Genomic DNA, 17,328 nt, shown 5'->3' with positions numbered 1-17,328 from the left:
ATCTCTTTTAGAAACAACAAGAATTTATAACGGTAAAACTATGTCAAATTTAGAAATCTCTTCCAAAAAATTACAGGTTATTCGTACGGCGATACGCTTATTTACCACCCATGGTTTTCATACAGCGGGAATAGACCTGATTGTGAAAGAATCTGAAATAAACAAAACCACTTTTTATAACTACTTCGCCTCAAAAGAGCGCCTGATTGAAATGTGTATCGCCTTTCAAAAGAGACTGCTTAAAGAAGAAGTACTGTCAATTATTTACTCAAACCGCTACCGCACCTCAAACGATAAACTCAAAGAAATTGTGCGTTTACATGTCTGTACTAATAGCCTGTATCACTTATTAATCAAAGTCATATTTGAAATTAAACTCGTTTATTCGCAGGGTTACCGCATGGCGGTTGAATATCGAAAATGGCTACTTCATGAGATTTTTGATCTGGTTTTTAGTCTAGAAACTTGTGCAATAAAACCCGATGCCAACATGGTGTTAAATCTAATCGATGGCTTGATGATGCAATTCCTAAGTTCCAATAGTTTGGAAGAAAGAGATGTCATGCTAGAGCTGTTTTTTAAAACAAACATTTGAATATAAAAGAATAATTTAAAGATATGGTGTGATGAGCAGACCATACGCGCTTTGCGATAAATCAAAAAATAATCTTTTGACTTTGTGGGGATAATATTGTTATTTTGTTTTACGTTATTCGTAAATTAATTATGAATAACGTAATTAAAATGAGAATAATTTAAAGCGCAACATGGAGAAGGGATGACCATGAAAGAAGTTGCATTAAGTGATTTGATCAATCAGCAGAAAGTTGGGCGTTATCAGAAATTTATTTTATTCACCTGTTTATTGCTAATGATTATGGATGGGTATGACATTCAGTCTATGGCTTACGCAGCCCCCATGATTATTGAAGAATGGGGCGTTCATAAAACAATGTTAGGCGTTGTGTTTAGCGCCAGCTTATTTGGTTTATTTGTCGGATCATTTTTATTAAGTTCACTTTCCGATCGTTTTGGCCGCCGTCCAATATTACTGATCTCGACCTTTATGTTCTCCATATTGATGCTGGTCACACCACATGTCGGCAATATTGAGCAATTGACTGCAATCCGCTTTGTTACAGGAATTTTTTTAGGCGGTATCATGCCAAATGTCATGGCTTATAGCTCCGAAATTGTTCCATATAAATCTCGTATTTTTACCATGATGGTCATTTCTTGTGGCTATACGGTCGGGGCAATGTTGGGAGGAGGCATATCCGCCTTATTAGTTCCTTGGGGAGGATGGCAGGCGATTTTCTATTTTGGCGGTATTGTTCCTTTAATTATTTTCTTTATCACGTTCTTTAAGCTGCCAGAGTCTTTATATTTCTTAAGTGAAAATAGCAAAAACACGCCCAAAATTTTATTTTGGTTAAAGAAATTTTATCCTGCATTAACATTTAATTCAGAGATGAAAATCATCAATACGACTGAAGTTCAGGTTAAGAAGTCTCCGCTTGAGTTATTTAAAAATAAGCGTGCGTTTTTTACCTATTCCATCTGGATCATCAGTATTTTAAATATGATCAGTCTCTATTTTCTGGCGAACTGGCTACCGACTTTGTCCAAAGAGTCAGGGCTTTCATTAAATCAGGCACTGATGATCGGCTCTACTCTACAATTAGGCGGTACGATTGGTAGTGTTGTGATGGGTCTGAAAATCGATAAGACTGGATTTTATAAAGTATTAATTCCTGTTTTTTTGGTTGCAGTGATTAGTGTTGCTTTAATTGGCTATGCTGTTAGCCATATCGTTTTATTATTTGTCATCATTTTTATTGCGGGCTTTGCGATTGTGGGCGGACAACCTGCCATTAATGCGCTGTCTGCGAGTTATTACCCAGTTTCACTTCGTACCACTGGGGTGGGCTGGAGTATCGGAATTGCGCGTTTAGGTTCGGTCATTGGTCCGTTATTTGGTGGCTATCTTTCTCAATTTCTGGTCATTACCCATTTATTTGTGATTGCTGCGATCCCTTCGTTATTCGTTATTATTATGTTGATGATTCAGGCTAAGTATCGGTCATAGGGCTATTTATAAGTGAATGGGCGGTAGAGATTGCTTGAGTGTTTCTTACTGCAATTAGAGATTTGAGAGTCTAGAGGGCTCTCAAATTAAAAAACTGTTTGTGCCAAGCTAGTTAATCAAATCTTTACAGCTCTAGATATTTTTTCAAATAGTGACCTGTGAATGATTTTTCTGCTGAAAGCAAACTGGTAACAGTTCCAGAGAACACCAATTCACCACCTTTGTCACCAGCTAATGGACCAATATCAATAATCCAATCTGCTTGGCTAATAATGTCTAGATTATGTTCAATAACGATGATCGTATTGCCTTTTTCAACCAAGCTATTTAATAAACTAATTAATTTTTCAGTATCAGAAGGGTGTAAACCTGTACTTGGCTCATCTAATACAAAAATATTATCTGTTTCATTGAGCTCTTTTGAGAGTTTTAATCTTTGCCGCTCGCCACCGGAAAAAGTATTTAAGCGTTGGCCGATTGCAATATAGTCTAACCCCAAGCTTACCAATGAATTAAATTGCTGCTGCAAATTACGATCTTCAAAGAAGTGACTGGCTTCTGTAACAGTCATTTTCAATATTTCAGCAATGTTTTTATCTTTATAGTGATATTTCAGCACCTCTGGGGCGTATCCTGAGCCGTGACAAAGGTCACATGTCATTTCGACATCATCTAAAAATGCGAGTTCAATTTTCTCGATACCTGATCCTTTACATTGAGGACAAGCACCTTCACTGTTAAAACTAAAGAGCTTAGCACTCACTTTATTTGCTTTTGCAAATAGTTGGCGAATCGGATCAAGAAGGTCTAGATAGGTCAGTAAATTTGACCGAATGCTTGCAGTAATTGCAGATTGATCAATCACTTTTGTTTCAGGATATTGTTGTGGTAACACTTTGCTAATTAACGTACTTTTTCCAGAACCCGCAACACCTGTAATAACGCTTAGACAATTTTTGGGAATGTCGACATCAATATTTTTTAGATTGAATAAATGAGCATTTTTAATCGAAATCCATTCATTACTCATACGTGGCATTTTCTTATAGGTATTTGGTCTTTTAAAAAACTGGCCTGTTAAACCTGATGAGTTCTTTAATTCTTCGAAAGTTCCTTGGTAAATAATTTGACCACCATTGACACCAGAAAGAGGACCCATATCAATGACATGGTCAGCCGTTCTAATAAGATCAGGGTCATGTTCAACCAGTAAAACACTATTTCCTTTATCTCTAATCTTTTGAATGATTTTAATAATATTATCTAAATCTTTTGGATGCAGCCCAATACTTGGCTCGTCAAAAATGTAGAGCAGATCAACTAGACTATTACCCAAATGTTTAACCATTTTGATTCGTTGTGATTCACCGCCCGATAATGTATTGCTCACACGATTAAGATTTAAATAACTGAGACCAACTAAGTTTAAGTTGCTCAGCTTATTAATGAGCTCATGTAAAACGGTTTCAAATTTCTCACTTTTTATGGACTCTATAAACTCTAAAAGCATTGATACAGATAGAGCTGTACATTCAGCAATATTTTTTCCGTTAATCTTACAAGATAAAGATTCTTGATTAAGCCGTTGGCCTTTGCATAAAGAACATTCTTTGGTTGTAATAATCTGCTCAAGCTTATGCCCATAACGATTTCTTTCCCGCGTTTCTCCTTTTAAAAAGTTACGTTCAAATCTGGTCACCAATCCTTCGTAAAGTGCAGTTTTTCTCCATTTACTTGTTGGATTCAAAGGTTTGTGTTGAGGGGCATACAACAACAAGTCCCATTCTTTTTCACTATAATCTTTTAACTTTTTATCTAAGTCGAAATAACCTGAATCTGCATATCGAGTCCAACGCCATGCTGTAGGTTGATAGGTAGGAAAATTGATAGCGCCTTCTTCATTTAAAGATTTATCTAAATCTAATATTTTATAAATATCAATTGTTTGCTCTAAACCAATACCTTCGCATTGTGGACACATGCCATTGGGATGATTAAAAGAAAAAACATTCGAATATCCAACAAATGGTTCACCCATACGTGAAAATAATAAGCGAAGATTGGCGTAAATATCTGTAATTGTTGCAACGGTTGAGCGGATGTTACCTGTTAAACGTTTTTGATTAATAATGACAGGTACATTTAAATTCTCAATTTTATCAACGTCAGCCACGCCAAAATGCTGTAAACGATTACGGACAAAACTATCTTGAGTTTCATTAATTTGTCTTTGTGCTTCTGCGCCAATGGTTTCAAAAACTAAAGAAGATTTACCTGAGCCAGAGACTCCAGTAAAGACAACAATTTCATGTTTTGGGATTTTTAATGAAATATTTTTAAGGTTATTTTGTCTGGCTCCATAAATATTTATTGTTCTTTTAGTCATGTGTGATCACTTGAACTTAGGGATTTATAGTAAAAGTAAAATAAAACTTATGAAAAGCGTGTAGATGTTTCTTAAATGAATTGTTTAAATATTCAACTTATAGGGCTTAATTGTTAGGAAGCTATGAATACATATTTTCCTACTAAAAAGGTCTTAAGAATAGACTAAATTTGTCTAGGGGAGTGGTGGCAGTCCACCACTATAAAATACTGAAGCTAGAGTTTTGATAGCTATGATTTCTGTTTGGCTTTTTGGCGTAAGACATACAAATATAAGCTTTCTACTTTTTCACGTGCCCACGGTGTGGTACGTAAGAATCGTAATGATGATTTAACACTTGGATCTATGCAAAAACATCTAATTTCAATTTTACGACTTAAGCCTTCAAATCCACCGTAGTAATCCAATAATTCATCCAAAATGTCAGCAAGTTTTTTGCCGTGTAAAGGGTCATTGGAGGCGTTCATAATAGATCAACAATATTTTTGGAGTTCATTATTATAACCTGAGCTAGTTGGAAAATGAGAGGAATTGCGAAAACTCATCCCGAAGCATATTAGACTGTAATTAATTATCAAAATTGGCTAATGTGATAGAAATCCAAAGAATAGCTGTACGCACGTACTATATCAGTTTTTCTAAGCCTGTAAAGGGTATTTTAAAAATATATTTATAAATTTCAATAATATATAAAATATTTTGTGTGTTGAAATTTAGCCTAAGCAAATTAATAACTTTAATGTCCAAAAGGCGATTTAGGGAAAGAAATCTGTATCGCAGTAGCCAGTAGCGAAAAATGAAGCCCGTAAAGGTGGTAAGTAGCTTACGCGTTCTAGCTAGGGCAAATTAAAAATGTAATGACATTTTGTAGAAGGCTGCCTAGAGTGCTTTTCTGCCTAAGATTAGAAATAGGGTTAGTCAGTTTAAGTCGCTAAGCGCGCTAAGGCCTAGTAAGTTGCTTGAGCACCAGATACAGTTGGGCAAGCTTTTAATAATTCAGTGTAGAGAAGTATAAACGGCGTAGTAACAATGCAGAGTAGCCAGAGCCTTATCTATGGTAGGTTTCCAAATCTTCTATTTAACATAATATACATTATACGAACAGTTATATAATTCACTATTAAGTCCTTGATTCTGTTGCCGTACGTTGAACTGTACTTGTTGCCTCCACAAAGAAACATTAGTTATTTTAGGTGCGTATTATGAGGTTTATAAAAAAGACCTTTGTTAAGGTCTTTTTGCACAGTTAAATTAATTTCATAATTTTATTTTGAAGAATTCCAATAATTGACGTAATTCAACTGTTGAATACCTCGTTCTACAAACTCAGCATTTTGCCATTGTTTTACATCAACATCGCGTTTTATCAGTTTGGCCTTTAATGCAGTCTGTACACCTTCTTGTAGATGCCCTAGATAATATTCATCCAAAAGTGGTGAAAAAACTGTTTTTAAGGCTTTGTCTTGTAGACTTAATGCATAGAGTTCTGTTGGTAATCCTGCATTTTTGGTGACAAGTTGAATGGCATTATCGCGGTTTTCAGGCTGTGAAACCCAATGTGCTGATTGTAAAACTGTATTGACCAATGTTTGGACAATTTCAGGATGTTGTTTAATAAATTCACTACGACCTACCAAACCTGATTGAATTGTGCCAGCTCCATCCTGTCTCTGCCCAGTACTCAGAGGAACTTCTACAATTTTCTGTTGTTTGAGCGCTAGAATTGGCATTAAACCCCAGCTAGCATCAATTTGCTTCGCTGCAAGTGCTGCATTGGCCGCAGCAGGATCTAAATTAATAATGCGGAAATCTTTTTCAGTAAAGCCATATCGCTCGATATATTGATCAAACGATAATTGCATAGCAGTTCCTTGAAAAATTGCTATTCGTTTACCTTTTAACTGTTCGAGACTGCTATATCCTTTATTTGGCAAAACACCCAAATAAGCATCTATGTGCCGTCCAGTCGCTACCAATAAAGTCGTATCGATTTGATTCGATTTACCAATAATGGCTGCTAAGTCGCCTAAAAAAGCAAAATCCAATTGTTTATTGGCCAAGGCTTCATTAATTACAGGCCCTGCACCTTTAAAAAATTGCCATTCAACCTGAATGTTTTTCTTTGAAAATTCTTTTTCAAGTAACTGATTTAAATAAATATAATCAACTAAAGGTGTGCCGCTACTGTGTCTTTCACTACTGCTTAAATCAGGTACAGCAATTCTAATTTTTACAATGTTTTCAGTCTGATTCGTTGTTTTTGATGGTGCTGATGAAGATGGTTTGAAAATAAACAGAAGCAAAGCGACAAAAATAAGTGCAGGAATAATCCAGATAAATCGATTACGTTTTGATAGTGTGGCCATATCGTTTTTCTCAACAACACATACAACGTCACTGCTTAACGACAGTGACGTTTTGCATGTTTAAAATGGTATTTAGTTGGCATTTAAAACAGCATGAAGCTTGGCTTTTTCGAGTTGTTCTGCTGATAAATCTTTGGGTAATGTGGTTTTACCTTTTAAGCCATGTACACCAGTCGTTACTTCACCGGCAAGTGTAATTCGGCGTACAACGCGATGTTGATCACCATAATCGTTAACCGCGTAGTGCTGTGTAGAGCGATTATCCCAAATCACCACATCTCCTTCCTGCCATTGCCAGCGTACGGTATTTTCTGGTCGCGTTACTTTTTCTTGTAAAATATTAAATAAAAGCTGTGAATCACTTTGACTAAATCCTACAAGTCGTTTGAAAAAATGCCCCAGTAATAGGCTTTTCTTGCCAGTTTCTGGATGTAATACGACTACTGGATGCTCTGTCTCATACTTGGTAGATACAAAAATTTTCTTCAGTCTTTCGAGTTGTTCCGGCTCAACATTTTGTTTTGGTCCACCATAGTCATATTCATTTGAATGAACAGCCACCAACTGTTCAGCAAATTGCTTTAAAAGCTCAGGAAGATCTTCATAGGCAGTTTCGGTATTTGCCCAAGTTGTATCACCACCTGTTTCAGGGATGATTAGGCTTCTCAAGATACTAATTTTAGGATAAGCATCCACAAAAGTAACATCAGTATGCCAAGAATTGGCGCGTGCACCTTTTTGTGAGTCAAGTTCAAAAATAAAATCTGTGCCATCCACTGCTGGTACTGTTGGATGTTTAACAGGTGAACCAAACAATTCTGCAAATTTCTCTTGTTCGGTGTCCCCCAAATGTTGCTGGCCACGAAAGAACAGTACTTTATGCTCAAGTAGCGCATCGTGTATAAACTGAACTGTAGATGAATCAAGCTCAGAGCTTAAATGAATGCCTGATATTTCAGCCCCAATTCGACCAGTTAATTTTTTAACGTGTAGTTGTTGTGCTGGTTTCTGAATAAATGTAGTCATATTAATTTCCTGTCATAATATATGACTGAATTTTTATCAGAAACGGCGGCATATTCTGTTATTTCAGAGACAATCCATCACGTAAAAAAATATTTTGATATTTAAATAATTAATAACACGCACATATGAAAATTAAATATGAAATTATATTTTTTTGAAATTTGAATAAATTTTAACTCTGATAAGCTGTTTAAAATCTTAGTTTATATCTCTGATTTATCATGAAAGCATCATCAATTATCGAGTTTAGGAATCCTATCTCAAAATATCAGAATGATTTTGACGGCGGACAATCTTCGGATCATCAAATTATAACGAATGAATTTATTCATAAAAGTATTCGTATTTTAGAAAACTATCAGGTTATTCAATCTTTATCTAATACAGAGAAATCTACGCTTATTCAGCATTTAAAAATAAGAAAGTATTATCATAATCAAACGATATACAATCAAAATGATCCGTGCACTGATATCAATATTTTGCTTGAAGGCGCACTTAAACTTGGCTGGAGCACATCGCAAGGTAAATATCACACCGATATTTTTGTGCCCTCAGGTACATTAATCAATATTGTTCCGATCGTAACGGGTCAACCCCTACTTCACGACCATATTGCACAAGGTAGAACGGTAATTGCCAACCTTCCTGGGCAATTATTTATGGATGTCATCAGAAATAACGCAGATGCTTTGTTTATGGTGTTGAAATTAATCTGTGTAAGAACACAGCTAAATCGTGAACAAAATTTCATTTATTCAACTGAAACATTGCAAACACGTCTCGCTAAAAAACTAGTTTTTCTAGTGGATTATCATTCCTATCAGGACAAAGATAAAATTTTACTGAATCTCAAATTGAGTCAGGAAAATCTGGCAGAACTTTTGCAGACTTCGAGACAAAGCATTAATAAAGAACTAGCAGCACTTTCGAACCAAAACATCATTGAGGTTAAATACAACCAAATCTTTATTTTGGACTTTGAAAAACTAAGCGATATTGCACAGACTCATCAGTTGCACACTACCACCAAGTTTCTTTGATATATCTGCTTTTGTCATAATGATATGATTTTATTAGGAGATAACTGTCAGAATAGAAACAGAATAAAAATTTGTCATATTTACACTAAGCATTTTAGTCGCTTTGTTGGATAAAACATGACAGATGTAAATATCAAAAAACAACCTAATATTTTATTGATTGTGGCAGATGATTTAGGCTTTTCAGATTTAGGTGCTTTTGGCGGAGAAATCAATACACCTCATTTGAATGAATTAGCATTAAACGGCTTAAGACTTACTAATTTTCATACGGCATCAACCTGCTCCCCCACTCGTGCGATGTTACTTTCAGGTACTGACCATCATTTAGCTGGTTTAGGAACCATGGCAGAGGCCCTCACCCCAGAACTCGAAGGTAAAGAAGGCTATGAAGGTGTATTAAATAACAAAGTGGCCGCATTACCAGAATTATTAAACGATGCGGGTTACTACACCATTATGTCTGGAAAATGGCATTTGGGACTAAAACCAGAATATTTTCCAATTAAAAAAGGGTTTGAACGCTCTTTTGCTCTACTACCTGGTGCAGCCAATCATTATCTATTTGAAGCTGATATTCCAGAAGACCAAATTCCACGCTTACTTAAGTCAACAAAAGGACTCTATGCAGAAGATGATGAGTTTTCGGAAGAACTACCACAAGGTTTTTATTCATCAGATTATTTTACCACTCGCCTTCTAGACTTTTTACAAGATGATGAAGCACGCCAAGGACGTCCTTTTTTTGCATACTTACCTTTCTCTGCACCGCACTGGCCCTTACAGGCACCTCAGGAAGATATCGATCGATATAAGGGACGTTATGCAGATGGCCCCGTTAAACTGCGTGAACAACGCCTTGAGAAACTCAAGCAACTTCAATTGGTAGATGCAGAAACAACGATTCACCCTGTCCTCGCTAGAACTCCGTTCTGGGAAAATCTTACTCAAGAGCAACGTGATAAGTCTTCAAGAATTATGGAAGTCTATGCGGCCATGGTAGATCGTATGGATCAAAACGTTGGACGTGTAGTGGAATATCTCAAAGATCGAGGTGAATTAGACAATACTATTGTTATTTTCCTATCAGACAATGGTGCAGAAGGTGCTCAACTTGAAGCTCTACCCGTCTTTGGTGGCCAACTTAATGAAATTATCGAGCAATATTACGACAACAGTATTGATAATATTGGACGAGCAAACTCATATGTTTGGTACGGAGAACATTGGGCACAAGCAGCCACCGCTCCTGCTCGCTTATATAAAGCCCATACTAGCGAAGGTGGAATTAGAACAGTTTCTTTTATTCACTACGCAGGGTTTAAACGCCAAAATCAGATTAGTCACGAGTTTCTGACAGTCATGGATTTACTACCAACACTGTTAGATTATTTAAATATTCAGCATCCTGGTCAGGTGTATAAAGGTCGTCAATTGGTACCGCTACGTGGTCGTTCTATCTTGCCATATTTACAAGTACAACAAGATCACATTCACAGTGAAGATCATGTCACAGGCTGGGAGTTATTTGGGCAAAAGGCTCTGCGCAAAGGAGAATGGAAAGCACTCTTCATCCCTGCGCCAAATGGTCCAAATCGCTGGCAGCTATATAACCTTAAAGATGATAAAGGCGAAACTCAGGATTTAGCAAAACAATATCCAGAAAAGCTCGATGAATTACTCAAAGAATGGGCAACTTATGTCAAAGAAAATGGTGTGATTGAAAATGTGCAACAACGAAGATTATTACAGAATGATCAGCTAGAACCATTTGAAGCATAAAAATAACGAAGAGATTAGTATTTAGATTGAACTAAGCCAGCACCTAATGCTGGCTTTTACATTTGCCACCTAAACAATATTTTAAAAGGCCTACGTTTAAAAATTACTATTAAATATAAAGATAAGATCATCAAAATATAAACTTAAGTTTGTACTGATAATGACAGTGTTCAATTACATAAAAATTAAAATCATCACAAAGAAAACACAAATGGAGTCATTAATGTCAGTTCAAAAGCACACCTTTCATTTCAAGAGAAAAAGATTAGTTTTAAATAAAATCACGCAAAGTCTGTTTATTTCACTTATAGGGTGTGCAGGATATTCATCTATTGTCTATGCCGAAGACACTTCTTCTACAGCGGTAACGGAAGCCAGTACGTCAAATTCACAGTCAAACAGTAAAGCAGATGATGTCATTCAGCTTGCAGATGTTATTGTGACGACACGAAGACGTGAAGAAAAAGCACAAAATGTTCCAACACCCATTAGTATTTTAAGTGCCAAAACACTGGAAACACAAAAACTCAGTAAACTTGAAGATCTACAACAAGCCCTACCGAGCCTTAACGTTGCTTTCTTAAACCCTCGTCAATCTAGTGTAGCAGTTCGAGGTTTGGGTAATAACCCAGCCAGTGATGGTTTGGAAGCGAGTGTTGGGGTCTATCTGGACAATGTTTACTTAGGTCGTCCCGGCATGGCTGTATTTGATTTATTAGATATTGCTCAACTCGAATTATTACGCGGGCCACAAGGGACATTATTTGGTAAAAATACCACGGCGGGCTTATTAAACATTAGCTCGAAACAGCCTACCTTCGACCCAGACCATTCTGCTGAGATTTCTTTTGGTTCACGCAATTATTTGCAAGCTAAAGGAACATTTTCAGATGCACTATCCGAAAATGTAGCAGGCCGACTCTCCTTTTATAAAACGACTCAGGATGGTTTTATTGATAACACCTATAATGGTAAAGATTATAACAATACAGATCGCGAAGGTGTGCGCGGTCAAATTCTCTGGAAGCCGCAAGAGAATTTTAATTTACGTTTAATTGCAGATTACAATAAACAAGATGACGATCAAGGCGCGATGGTCGTGTACTACGCTGGGCCAACGTTTAACAGTACCGTATATGGAAATAACTACAATCGTTACTTAGAAAATGCTACACAGTCAGGTGCTAAAAATCTTTACACCAACTGGAAAGATAAACAGATTCATTCAGATGCTCCACAACATATGTCTGTTGAACAAGGTGGTGGATCGGCAGAAGCCAATTGGTCGCTAGATAGTGGTAAAAAAATTACGTCGATCAGTGCATACCGCTTTTGGAACTTCACTCCAACCAACAGTGATTTTATTAGCTCAAATGCATTGACGAATGCCGGTGTTTCAGTTCGAGATAAACAGTACTCTCAAGAGCTACGCCTAACATCTGCTGGAAATCAAAAAGTAGATTGGGTAACGGGCCTATATTACTTTCAGCAACAGTTAGACAATACGACTTTCTCTTTATATGGAGATACGGCGGACGCATTCTATCTTTACAACGTTCCGAGCGTGAGAACCTTAATTGCAAATGGCCAATCGAATATTTTGAATAATCGAGATTCATATTCATATGGAACAACTGAGACAAAAAGCTCAGCAGTATTTGGTCAAAGTACATGGCATGCGACACCGAAGCTAGACATCACCACAGGTGCACGAGTCACCTATGAAGATAAGTCTGCCAGTATCTACAGAACCGACCCTATTGGCGGTACCCCAGTTTCAGGTTTAAGTGTGGCAGAGCGTAATTTACTAAATGCCCAGCTTGGCGCATACGACTCGGGTGAACTGAAGCAACATGGATTAAGTTACTCTGGCTTACTGACTGGCAGCTATCGTTTAAATCCGAGCACACTGGCCTATGCAACGTATTCACACGGCGAGAAATCAGGTGGCTTTAACCTGAGCATTGGTTCTGCACCAGCAGCGGGTGCTAACTCGTTAAAGGTTGATCCTGAAAAAGCAGATAACTATGAAATTGGATTAAAACAGAATTTTCTTAATAATACCTTACAGTTAAATAGCAATATATTCTGGATTGATGTTTCTGACTATCAAACCACAAGCTATGAACAAGTCGGTAACTCTGTGGTGAGTGTATTGGCAAATGCGGGTAAAGTACGCAGCCGAGGGATTGAACTCGATGCAACCTATCAACCTATTCGTCGCCTTACACTTAACTTTAATGGTTCTCTTAACGATACCACCTATACAGAATACAAAAATGCCCCTGCTCCATCCAATATCAGCATTCCAACAGGTGTGAATACACAAGATCTGTCTGGAGAGCGTGTATATGGCGTACCGAAGTGGATTGCAAATTTCAATTTCCGTTATGACTTAGCTGAGCACAATAACTGGCAGCCCTATGTTTCAGGAAGTTATGCTTGGCGAGATTGGTCATATGGCTCTTTAGATAATAACCCGTACAGTGTCATTAAAGCCTATGGATTAACAAATGCGAGTCTAGGTGCACGACATCGTATTGGTGAAAATGAACTGGATGTTGCGCTATGGGTAAAAAACCTCACCAATGAAACCTATGTAACCAATACATGGAATTCTTCTAATGGTATTGTTCTCGCTAGTTTAGGTCAGCCTCGTACCATTGGTGCAACCGTTAAACTTAGCTTTTAATAAATAAAATGCATAATCATTGCAGCATTGGCTCCTAAAAAGCCATGCTGCAAATTTTGTATCAAGTTATGGCGTATTTAAAATAGCGTCAATCTGAGTCAACTCATCTGCACTAAACGTCGTGTTTTGCAATGCTTTTAAGTTTTCGATGATCTGCTCTGGTCGACTAGCACCAATAATTGTCGATGTAATGCGTTCATCACGTAAAACCCATGATAATGACAATTGAGCCAGTGTTTGGTCTCGACGCTTTGCTATTTCATTTAACTGCTTTATTTGCTGTAGCTTCAATGAAACGAGATGCTCTGACTGTAAATAACGACTACCACGCCCAATACGTGAGTCTTCAGGTACACCATTCAGATATCGTCCAGCCAATAGGCCTTGGGCCAGTGGTGAGAACGTAATTACACCGAAACCCTCTTGTTTAGAGGTCTCTGTTAAACCCTGTTCAATCTGACGTTCAAAAAAATTGTAAATCGGTTGATGCAAAGTAAGTGGAACGTGATAGGCCTGAAGCAATTCTATCAACTGCAAAGTTAATTCTGGTGTATATCCAGAAGAAATCCCCACATAGAGTGCTTTACCTTGCTGCACAATATCGGCAAGTGTCTTGGCTGTTTCTTCAAGCGGTGTTTCTGGGTCATAACGATGTGAATAAAAAATATCGACATAATCAAGCCCCAATCGCTGTAAGCTTTGATCAAGACTAGCCATTAGGTATTTTCGGCTGCTACCACCTTGTCCATAAGGTCCAGGCCACATATCCCAGCCTGCCTTTGTGGAAATAATAAGTTCGTCTCGATATGGCTTGAAGTCGGTTTTTAAAAAGTGCCCAATATTTTTCTCTGCACTTCCAAAGGGTGTTCCATAATTATTGGCCAGATCAAAATGATTAATTCCATGATCAAACGCCGTGTAAAGTACCGATTTTTGTTGCTGAATTGGTGTGTCATCTCCAAAGTTATGCCAGCAACCAAGTGACAATGGTGGTAATACCAAACCGCTATTTTTAATTTTTCGATATTGAAATGATTGATATCGTTCTGAATTTGCGAGATACATACTTTGTCCTTTTATTCGGTAGCAGCCAAGAGGCCAAGATTTTGTCTTAATGTTTGACCTTCGTATTCTTTGCGGAATAAATTGCGCTGTTGAAGGATGGGAATAACCAGATCGACAAAGTCTCTAATTCCATTTGATATGACGGCCGGCATAATGTTAAATCCATCTGCTGCACCACTAACGAACCACTCCTCAAGCTGGTCGGCGATATATTCTGGCGTTCCAACCAAACAAAAATGCCCCCGTCCCGATGCAATACGTTGATAGAGCTGTTTAATGGTTAGACCCTGCTCTTGCCCGAGTGCCTGAATCAATTGCTGGCGACTTTGCTGCCCTGTTTGGGTTTCAGATAAATCTAAGGAAGCTAAAGGCTGATTAACATCAACTTCGCTTAAGTCAAAATTGCCCAACATTCTTCCTAAAAGCCCAAGGCCAATGTCATCATCAACGAGCTCATCTAAAAGCTGTTGCTGTTTCTTAGCCTCTTCATGCGTATGAGCAACAAGCACATATACACCCGGCATGACCACTAACTTATGTTCTTGGCGATCAAAGTCTTCAAGACGTTGCTTTACATCGCTATAAAATTGCTGTGCAGCGGCTAAGTTAGATTGCGCAGTAAAAATGACATCTGCGGTACGAGCTGCCAGATTTTTACCTCGTTCTGAACTGCCTGCCTGAACCACCACTGGGTGAGATTGTGGGCTTGGGCTAATATTGAGTGGACCTTTTACCTGAAAAATATCACCGCAATGATTGAGCGTGTGTACCTTCTCTGGATTAAAGAAAATACCTGTGGCTTTATCATGAATAGCTGCATCCTCATCCCAACTATTCCAAAGTCCTTTTACCACATCGTGAAATTCTTCAGCACGTGCATAGCGATCTTGATGTTTGACATGTTCCTTTGTACTGAAATTTTTCGCTTCAAGTGCAAAATCAGTGGTAACAAGGTTCCAGCCTGCACGTCCAGCAGAAATCTGGTCTAAAGAGGCAAACTTTCTTGCGAGATGATATGGCTCATTATAGGTTGTTGTGGCTGTCCCAATGAGCCCAATATGACGGGTTTGAGTCGCGATTGCTGAAAGTAATGTGAGGGGTTCAATTTCGTTACCGCGAATTTTGCCTGATGTGGCCGTTGCTGGATCAACAGCTAAGCTATCGGCAAAAAAAATAGCATCAAATTTCCCCTCTTCAGCTATTTTTGCTGCACTTAGGTAACGCTCATAGGGACTCAAGTTTAATTGGCTCGCTGGATGTCTCCAACTGGCCAAATGATGGCCATAACCGTCTAAAAATAAATTAAGGTGAAGCTTTCTTGTAGACGAAGGATTACTCATTTTAATCAGTCCAATGGATGGGTGTACACCTGTTAAAAACGAGGTGTACTAGACATACTTTTTAGAAATTTTTACGGAATGAAATGCCAAAATAGCGTTCATCATCTCTAGGGACTTGACGAGTAATACGGCTACCATTTGTGCTCAGTAAGGTTGCATATGATTTATCCGTTATATTTCGTACATTCAATGCCAATCGCCAGTCAGAAGCAGTATCAGCTAAAGCAATGCTCGCATTCAAAAGTCCATATGCACCCTGAATGGTGTTTTGGTTTTGGTCGAGACTGAACTGAACTTTGCTTTGCCATGCATATTGGGTTGAAAGTTCAATTTGCTTGTTATTTGCTAGAGTAAAATAGCGATCGAGCTGGGTATTAAATTTCCAATCAGGAGAAAATGGCAGCGGCTTACCATTTACATTTGGGCATGACGTATCGGCAGCTGGACATTTGAAGTCATCAATTCGTGCATGTGTATAGGCACCTGAAAAGTTTAGTGCCCAATTTGGATTAATCTTATATACCGAATCAATTTCAGCCCCATAGGTAGAGACACTTCCTGCATTAACCAAGCGGGTTATCGGGAAACCATTTGGGTCGAGAGTTCTAAAATTTGCCTGATAGTTATCATAATCCGTGTTAAATAACGCCACATTGACACGCAGACGATTATTCAGCCATTGAGATTTGAGACCAAGTTCGTAAGAGTTAGCCGTTTCAGGATCAATGACAGGTGTATCATTTTGCTGCATATTAAAATAAACGTTATATGCAGGACCTTTATAACCTCTCGAATAGGTAAAATAGCCCAATATATTCGGTGTAAAGTCATATTGAGGTCCAATGCGGCCTGAAACTCCAGTTTCACTGGTCGATCCATCACTGCTAAATGAAGAACGAATGGCATTTCGGACACCTACACTGCTTGGAACAGTTGAAACTCGGCTGTGATCATAAGACAACTCATCTCGAGTAACACGTAAACCAGCAATCCATCTCAACCGATTTGTGAAATGAAAGGTACCTTCACCAAATGCAGCATAGTTGGTGCTGTCTGTGTTATAGATTGCCTTACCAAAATCTACGACATAAGCATTAGAGGCATTGTTGTACCAAGTTGACTCACGTTGATAAGTCTCATCGTTTTTGTTCTTTGAAAAATATAGACCCGCGACATAATCAAAAAAACCATGATCAAGCGGTTTAATTCTAATTTCTTGAGAAAATTGCTTACTGTTAACATGACCTAAATCGGCAATTCCGGCAAAATTTGGTGTCGGAGCAGCAAGCTGATCACTGTCACCAATCTGTGTGTTTTTCCATTGGCGAAAGGCTGTAATGGATGATAATTGATGATTGGTTAATGTCCAGTCTGCGGTAAGCGCTACCCCCTGATTTGTATCATCAGTCGAGGCTTGAGTATTTTCAACCGTACTTCGATTGGTTGGAGATGCCACAACAGGCGATAATGCTGCTGCATAGTTGGCATCAGTATTTTTAACCACAATGCCTGTCGGGGCACTCCCTTTTTTATGCAGAT

12 protein-coding genes are annotated in these 17,328 nt (G+C 38.0%); 5 read left to right on the top strand and 7 right to left on the bottom strand.

Annotated elements, in window-relative coordinates:
* The first annotated feature begins 40 nt into the window (after nucleotides 1-40).
* Complete coding sequence (locus UC75_RS03395) at nucleotides 41-595, top strand: TetR/AcrR family transcriptional regulator (protein WP_212771770.1); 555 nt, start codon at nucleotides 41-43, stop codon at nucleotides 593-595.
* Nucleotides 596-784: 189 nt separating this feature from the next.
* Entirely contained in the window at nucleotides 785-2,089 is a 1,305-nt protein-coding gene (locus tag UC75_RS03390; RefSeq protein ID WP_049837333.1) for an MFS transporter, read from the top strand.
* Nucleotides 2,090-2,213: 124 nt separating this feature from the next.
* Here the strand turns inward: UC75_RS03390 and UC75_RS03385 are convergent, their stop codons facing one another.
* From UC75_RS03385 to UC75_RS03370, 4 genes are all read right to left on the bottom strand, one after another.
* The gene (locus tag UC75_RS03385) at nucleotides 2,214-4,475 is read right to left on the bottom strand and encodes an ATP-binding cassette domain-containing protein (protein WP_049836682.1); all 2,262 of its coding nucleotides are present in this window, start codon (nucleotides 4,473-4,475) and stop codon (nucleotides 2,214-2,216) included.
* A gap of 230 nt (nucleotides 4,476-4,705) precedes the next feature.
* Complete coding sequence (locus tag UC75_RS03380; RefSeq protein ID WP_003651786.1) at nucleotides 4,706-4,942, bottom strand: VF530 family DNA-binding protein; 237 nt, start codon at nucleotides 4,940-4,942, stop codon at nucleotides 4,706-4,708.
* 798 nt (nucleotides 4,943-5,740) lie between these two features.
* Nucleotides 5,741-6,841 (bottom strand): ABC transporter substrate-binding protein, encoded by a 1,101-nt coding sequence (locus UC75_RS03375; protein ID WP_049836681.1) that lies wholly within the window; start codon nucleotides 6,839-6,841, stop codon nucleotides 5,741-5,743.
* A gap of 72 nt (nucleotides 6,842-6,913) precedes the next feature.
* Nucleotides 6,914-7,867: a TauD/TfdA dioxygenase family protein gene (locus UC75_RS03370; protein WP_049836680.1), complete on the bottom strand. Its 954-nt coding sequence runs from the start codon at nucleotides 7,865-7,867 to the stop codon at nucleotides 6,914-6,916.
* A 221-nt stretch (nucleotides 7,868-8,088) separates the two neighbouring features.
* Between UC75_RS03370 and UC75_RS03365 the strand changes: the two genes are divergently transcribed.
* The 3 genes from UC75_RS03365 to UC75_RS03355 all read left to right on the top strand — a co-directional run bounded on the left by UC75_RS03365 (nucleotide 8,089) and on the right by UC75_RS03355 (nucleotide 13,384).
* The gene (locus tag UC75_RS03365; protein WP_016145300.1) at nucleotides 8,089-8,910 is read left to right on the top strand and encodes a Crp/Fnr family transcriptional regulator; all 822 of its coding nucleotides are present in this window, start codon (nucleotides 8,089-8,091) and stop codon (nucleotides 8,908-8,910) included.
* A 117-nt stretch (nucleotides 8,911-9,027) separates the two neighbouring features.
* Entirely contained in the window at nucleotides 9,028-10,692 is a 1,665-nt protein-coding gene (locus UC75_RS03360) for an arylsulfatase (protein ID WP_049836679.1), read from the top strand.
* Nucleotides 10,693-10,903: 211 nt separating this feature from the next.
* Nucleotides 10,904-13,384, top strand: coding sequence for a TonB-dependent receptor (locus tag UC75_RS03355; RefSeq protein ID WP_128825124.1), 2,481 nt, complete (start codon nucleotides 10,904-10,906; stop codon nucleotides 13,382-13,384).
* 66 nt (nucleotides 13,385-13,450) lie between these two features.
* On the opposite strand, the gene mgrA is transcribed toward UC75_RS03355, so the two are convergent.
* The 3 genes from mgrA to UC75_RS03340 all read right to left on the bottom strand — a co-directional run.
* Entirely contained in the window at nucleotides 13,451-14,449 is a 999-nt protein-coding gene (gene mgrA, locus UC75_RS03350) for an L-glyceraldehyde 3-phosphate reductase (protein ID WP_049836677.1), read from the bottom strand.
* Nucleotides 14,450-14,460: 11 nt separating this feature from the next.
* Nucleotides 14,461-15,789 carry an LLM class flavin-dependent oxidoreductase gene (locus UC75_RS03345; RefSeq protein WP_049836676.1) on the bottom strand — a complete coding sequence of 443 codons (1,329 nt, stop codon included), beginning with the start codon at nucleotides 15,787-15,789 and terminating at the stop codon, nucleotides 14,461-14,463.
* A gap of 61 nt (nucleotides 15,790-15,850) precedes the next feature.
* The coding region (locus tag UC75_RS03340; RefSeq protein WP_228137053.1) for a TonB-dependent receptor at nucleotides 15,851-17,328 on the bottom strand (1,478 nt) is incomplete at its 5' end.

This window comes from Acinetobacter sp. V2 (assembly GCF_001188385.1).
In the GTDB taxonomy this organism is placed as follows: Bacteria; Pseudomonadota; Gammaproteobacteria; order Pseudomonadales; family Moraxellaceae; genus Acinetobacter; species Acinetobacter oleivorans.
Note: the sequence above shows the minus strand (reverse complement) of the source record. Positions and strands in the feature narration are given on the sequence as shown.

Excerpts from the sequence above, each read along its gene's own strand:
- UC75_RS03395 (WP_212771770.1), top strand. The coding sequence starts at position 41 with ATGTCAAATTTAGAAATCTCTTCCAAAAAATTACAGGTTATTCGTACG.
- UC75_RS03390 (WP_049837333.1), top strand. The coding sequence starts at position 785 with ATGAAAGAAGTTGCATTAAGTGATTTGATCAATCAGCAGAAAGTTGGG.
- UC75_RS03385 (WP_049836682.1), bottom strand. The coding sequence starts at position 4,475 with ATGACTAAAAGAACAATAAATATTTATGGAGCCAGACAAAATAACCTT.
- UC75_RS03380 (WP_003651786.1), bottom strand. The coding sequence starts at position 4,942 with ATGAACGCCTCCAATGACCCTTTACACGGCAAAAAACTTGCTGACATT.
- UC75_RS03375 (WP_049836681.1), bottom strand. The coding sequence starts at position 6,841 with ATGGCCACACTATCAAAACGTAATCGATTTATCTGGATTATTCCTGCA.
- UC75_RS03370 (WP_049836680.1), bottom strand. The coding sequence starts at position 7,867 with ATGACTACATTTATTCAGAAACCAGCACAACAACTACACGTTAAAAAA.
- UC75_RS03365 (WP_016145300.1), top strand. The coding sequence starts at position 8,089 with ATGAAAGCATCATCAATTATCGAGTTTAGGAATCCTATCTCAAAATAT.
- UC75_RS03360 (WP_049836679.1), top strand. The coding sequence starts at position 9,028 with ATGACAGATGTAAATATCAAAAAACAACCTAATATTTTATTGATTGTG.
- UC75_RS03355 (WP_128825124.1), top strand. The coding sequence starts at position 10,904 with ATGGAGTCATTAATGTCAGTTCAAAAGCACACCTTTCATTTCAAGAGA.
- mgrA (WP_049836677.1), bottom strand. The coding sequence starts at position 14,449 with ATGTATCTCGCAAATTCAGAACGATATCAATCATTTCAATATCGAAAA.
- UC75_RS03345 (WP_049836676.1), bottom strand. The coding sequence starts at position 15,789 with ATGAGTAATCCTTCGTCTACAAGAAAGCTTCACCTTAATTTATTTTTA.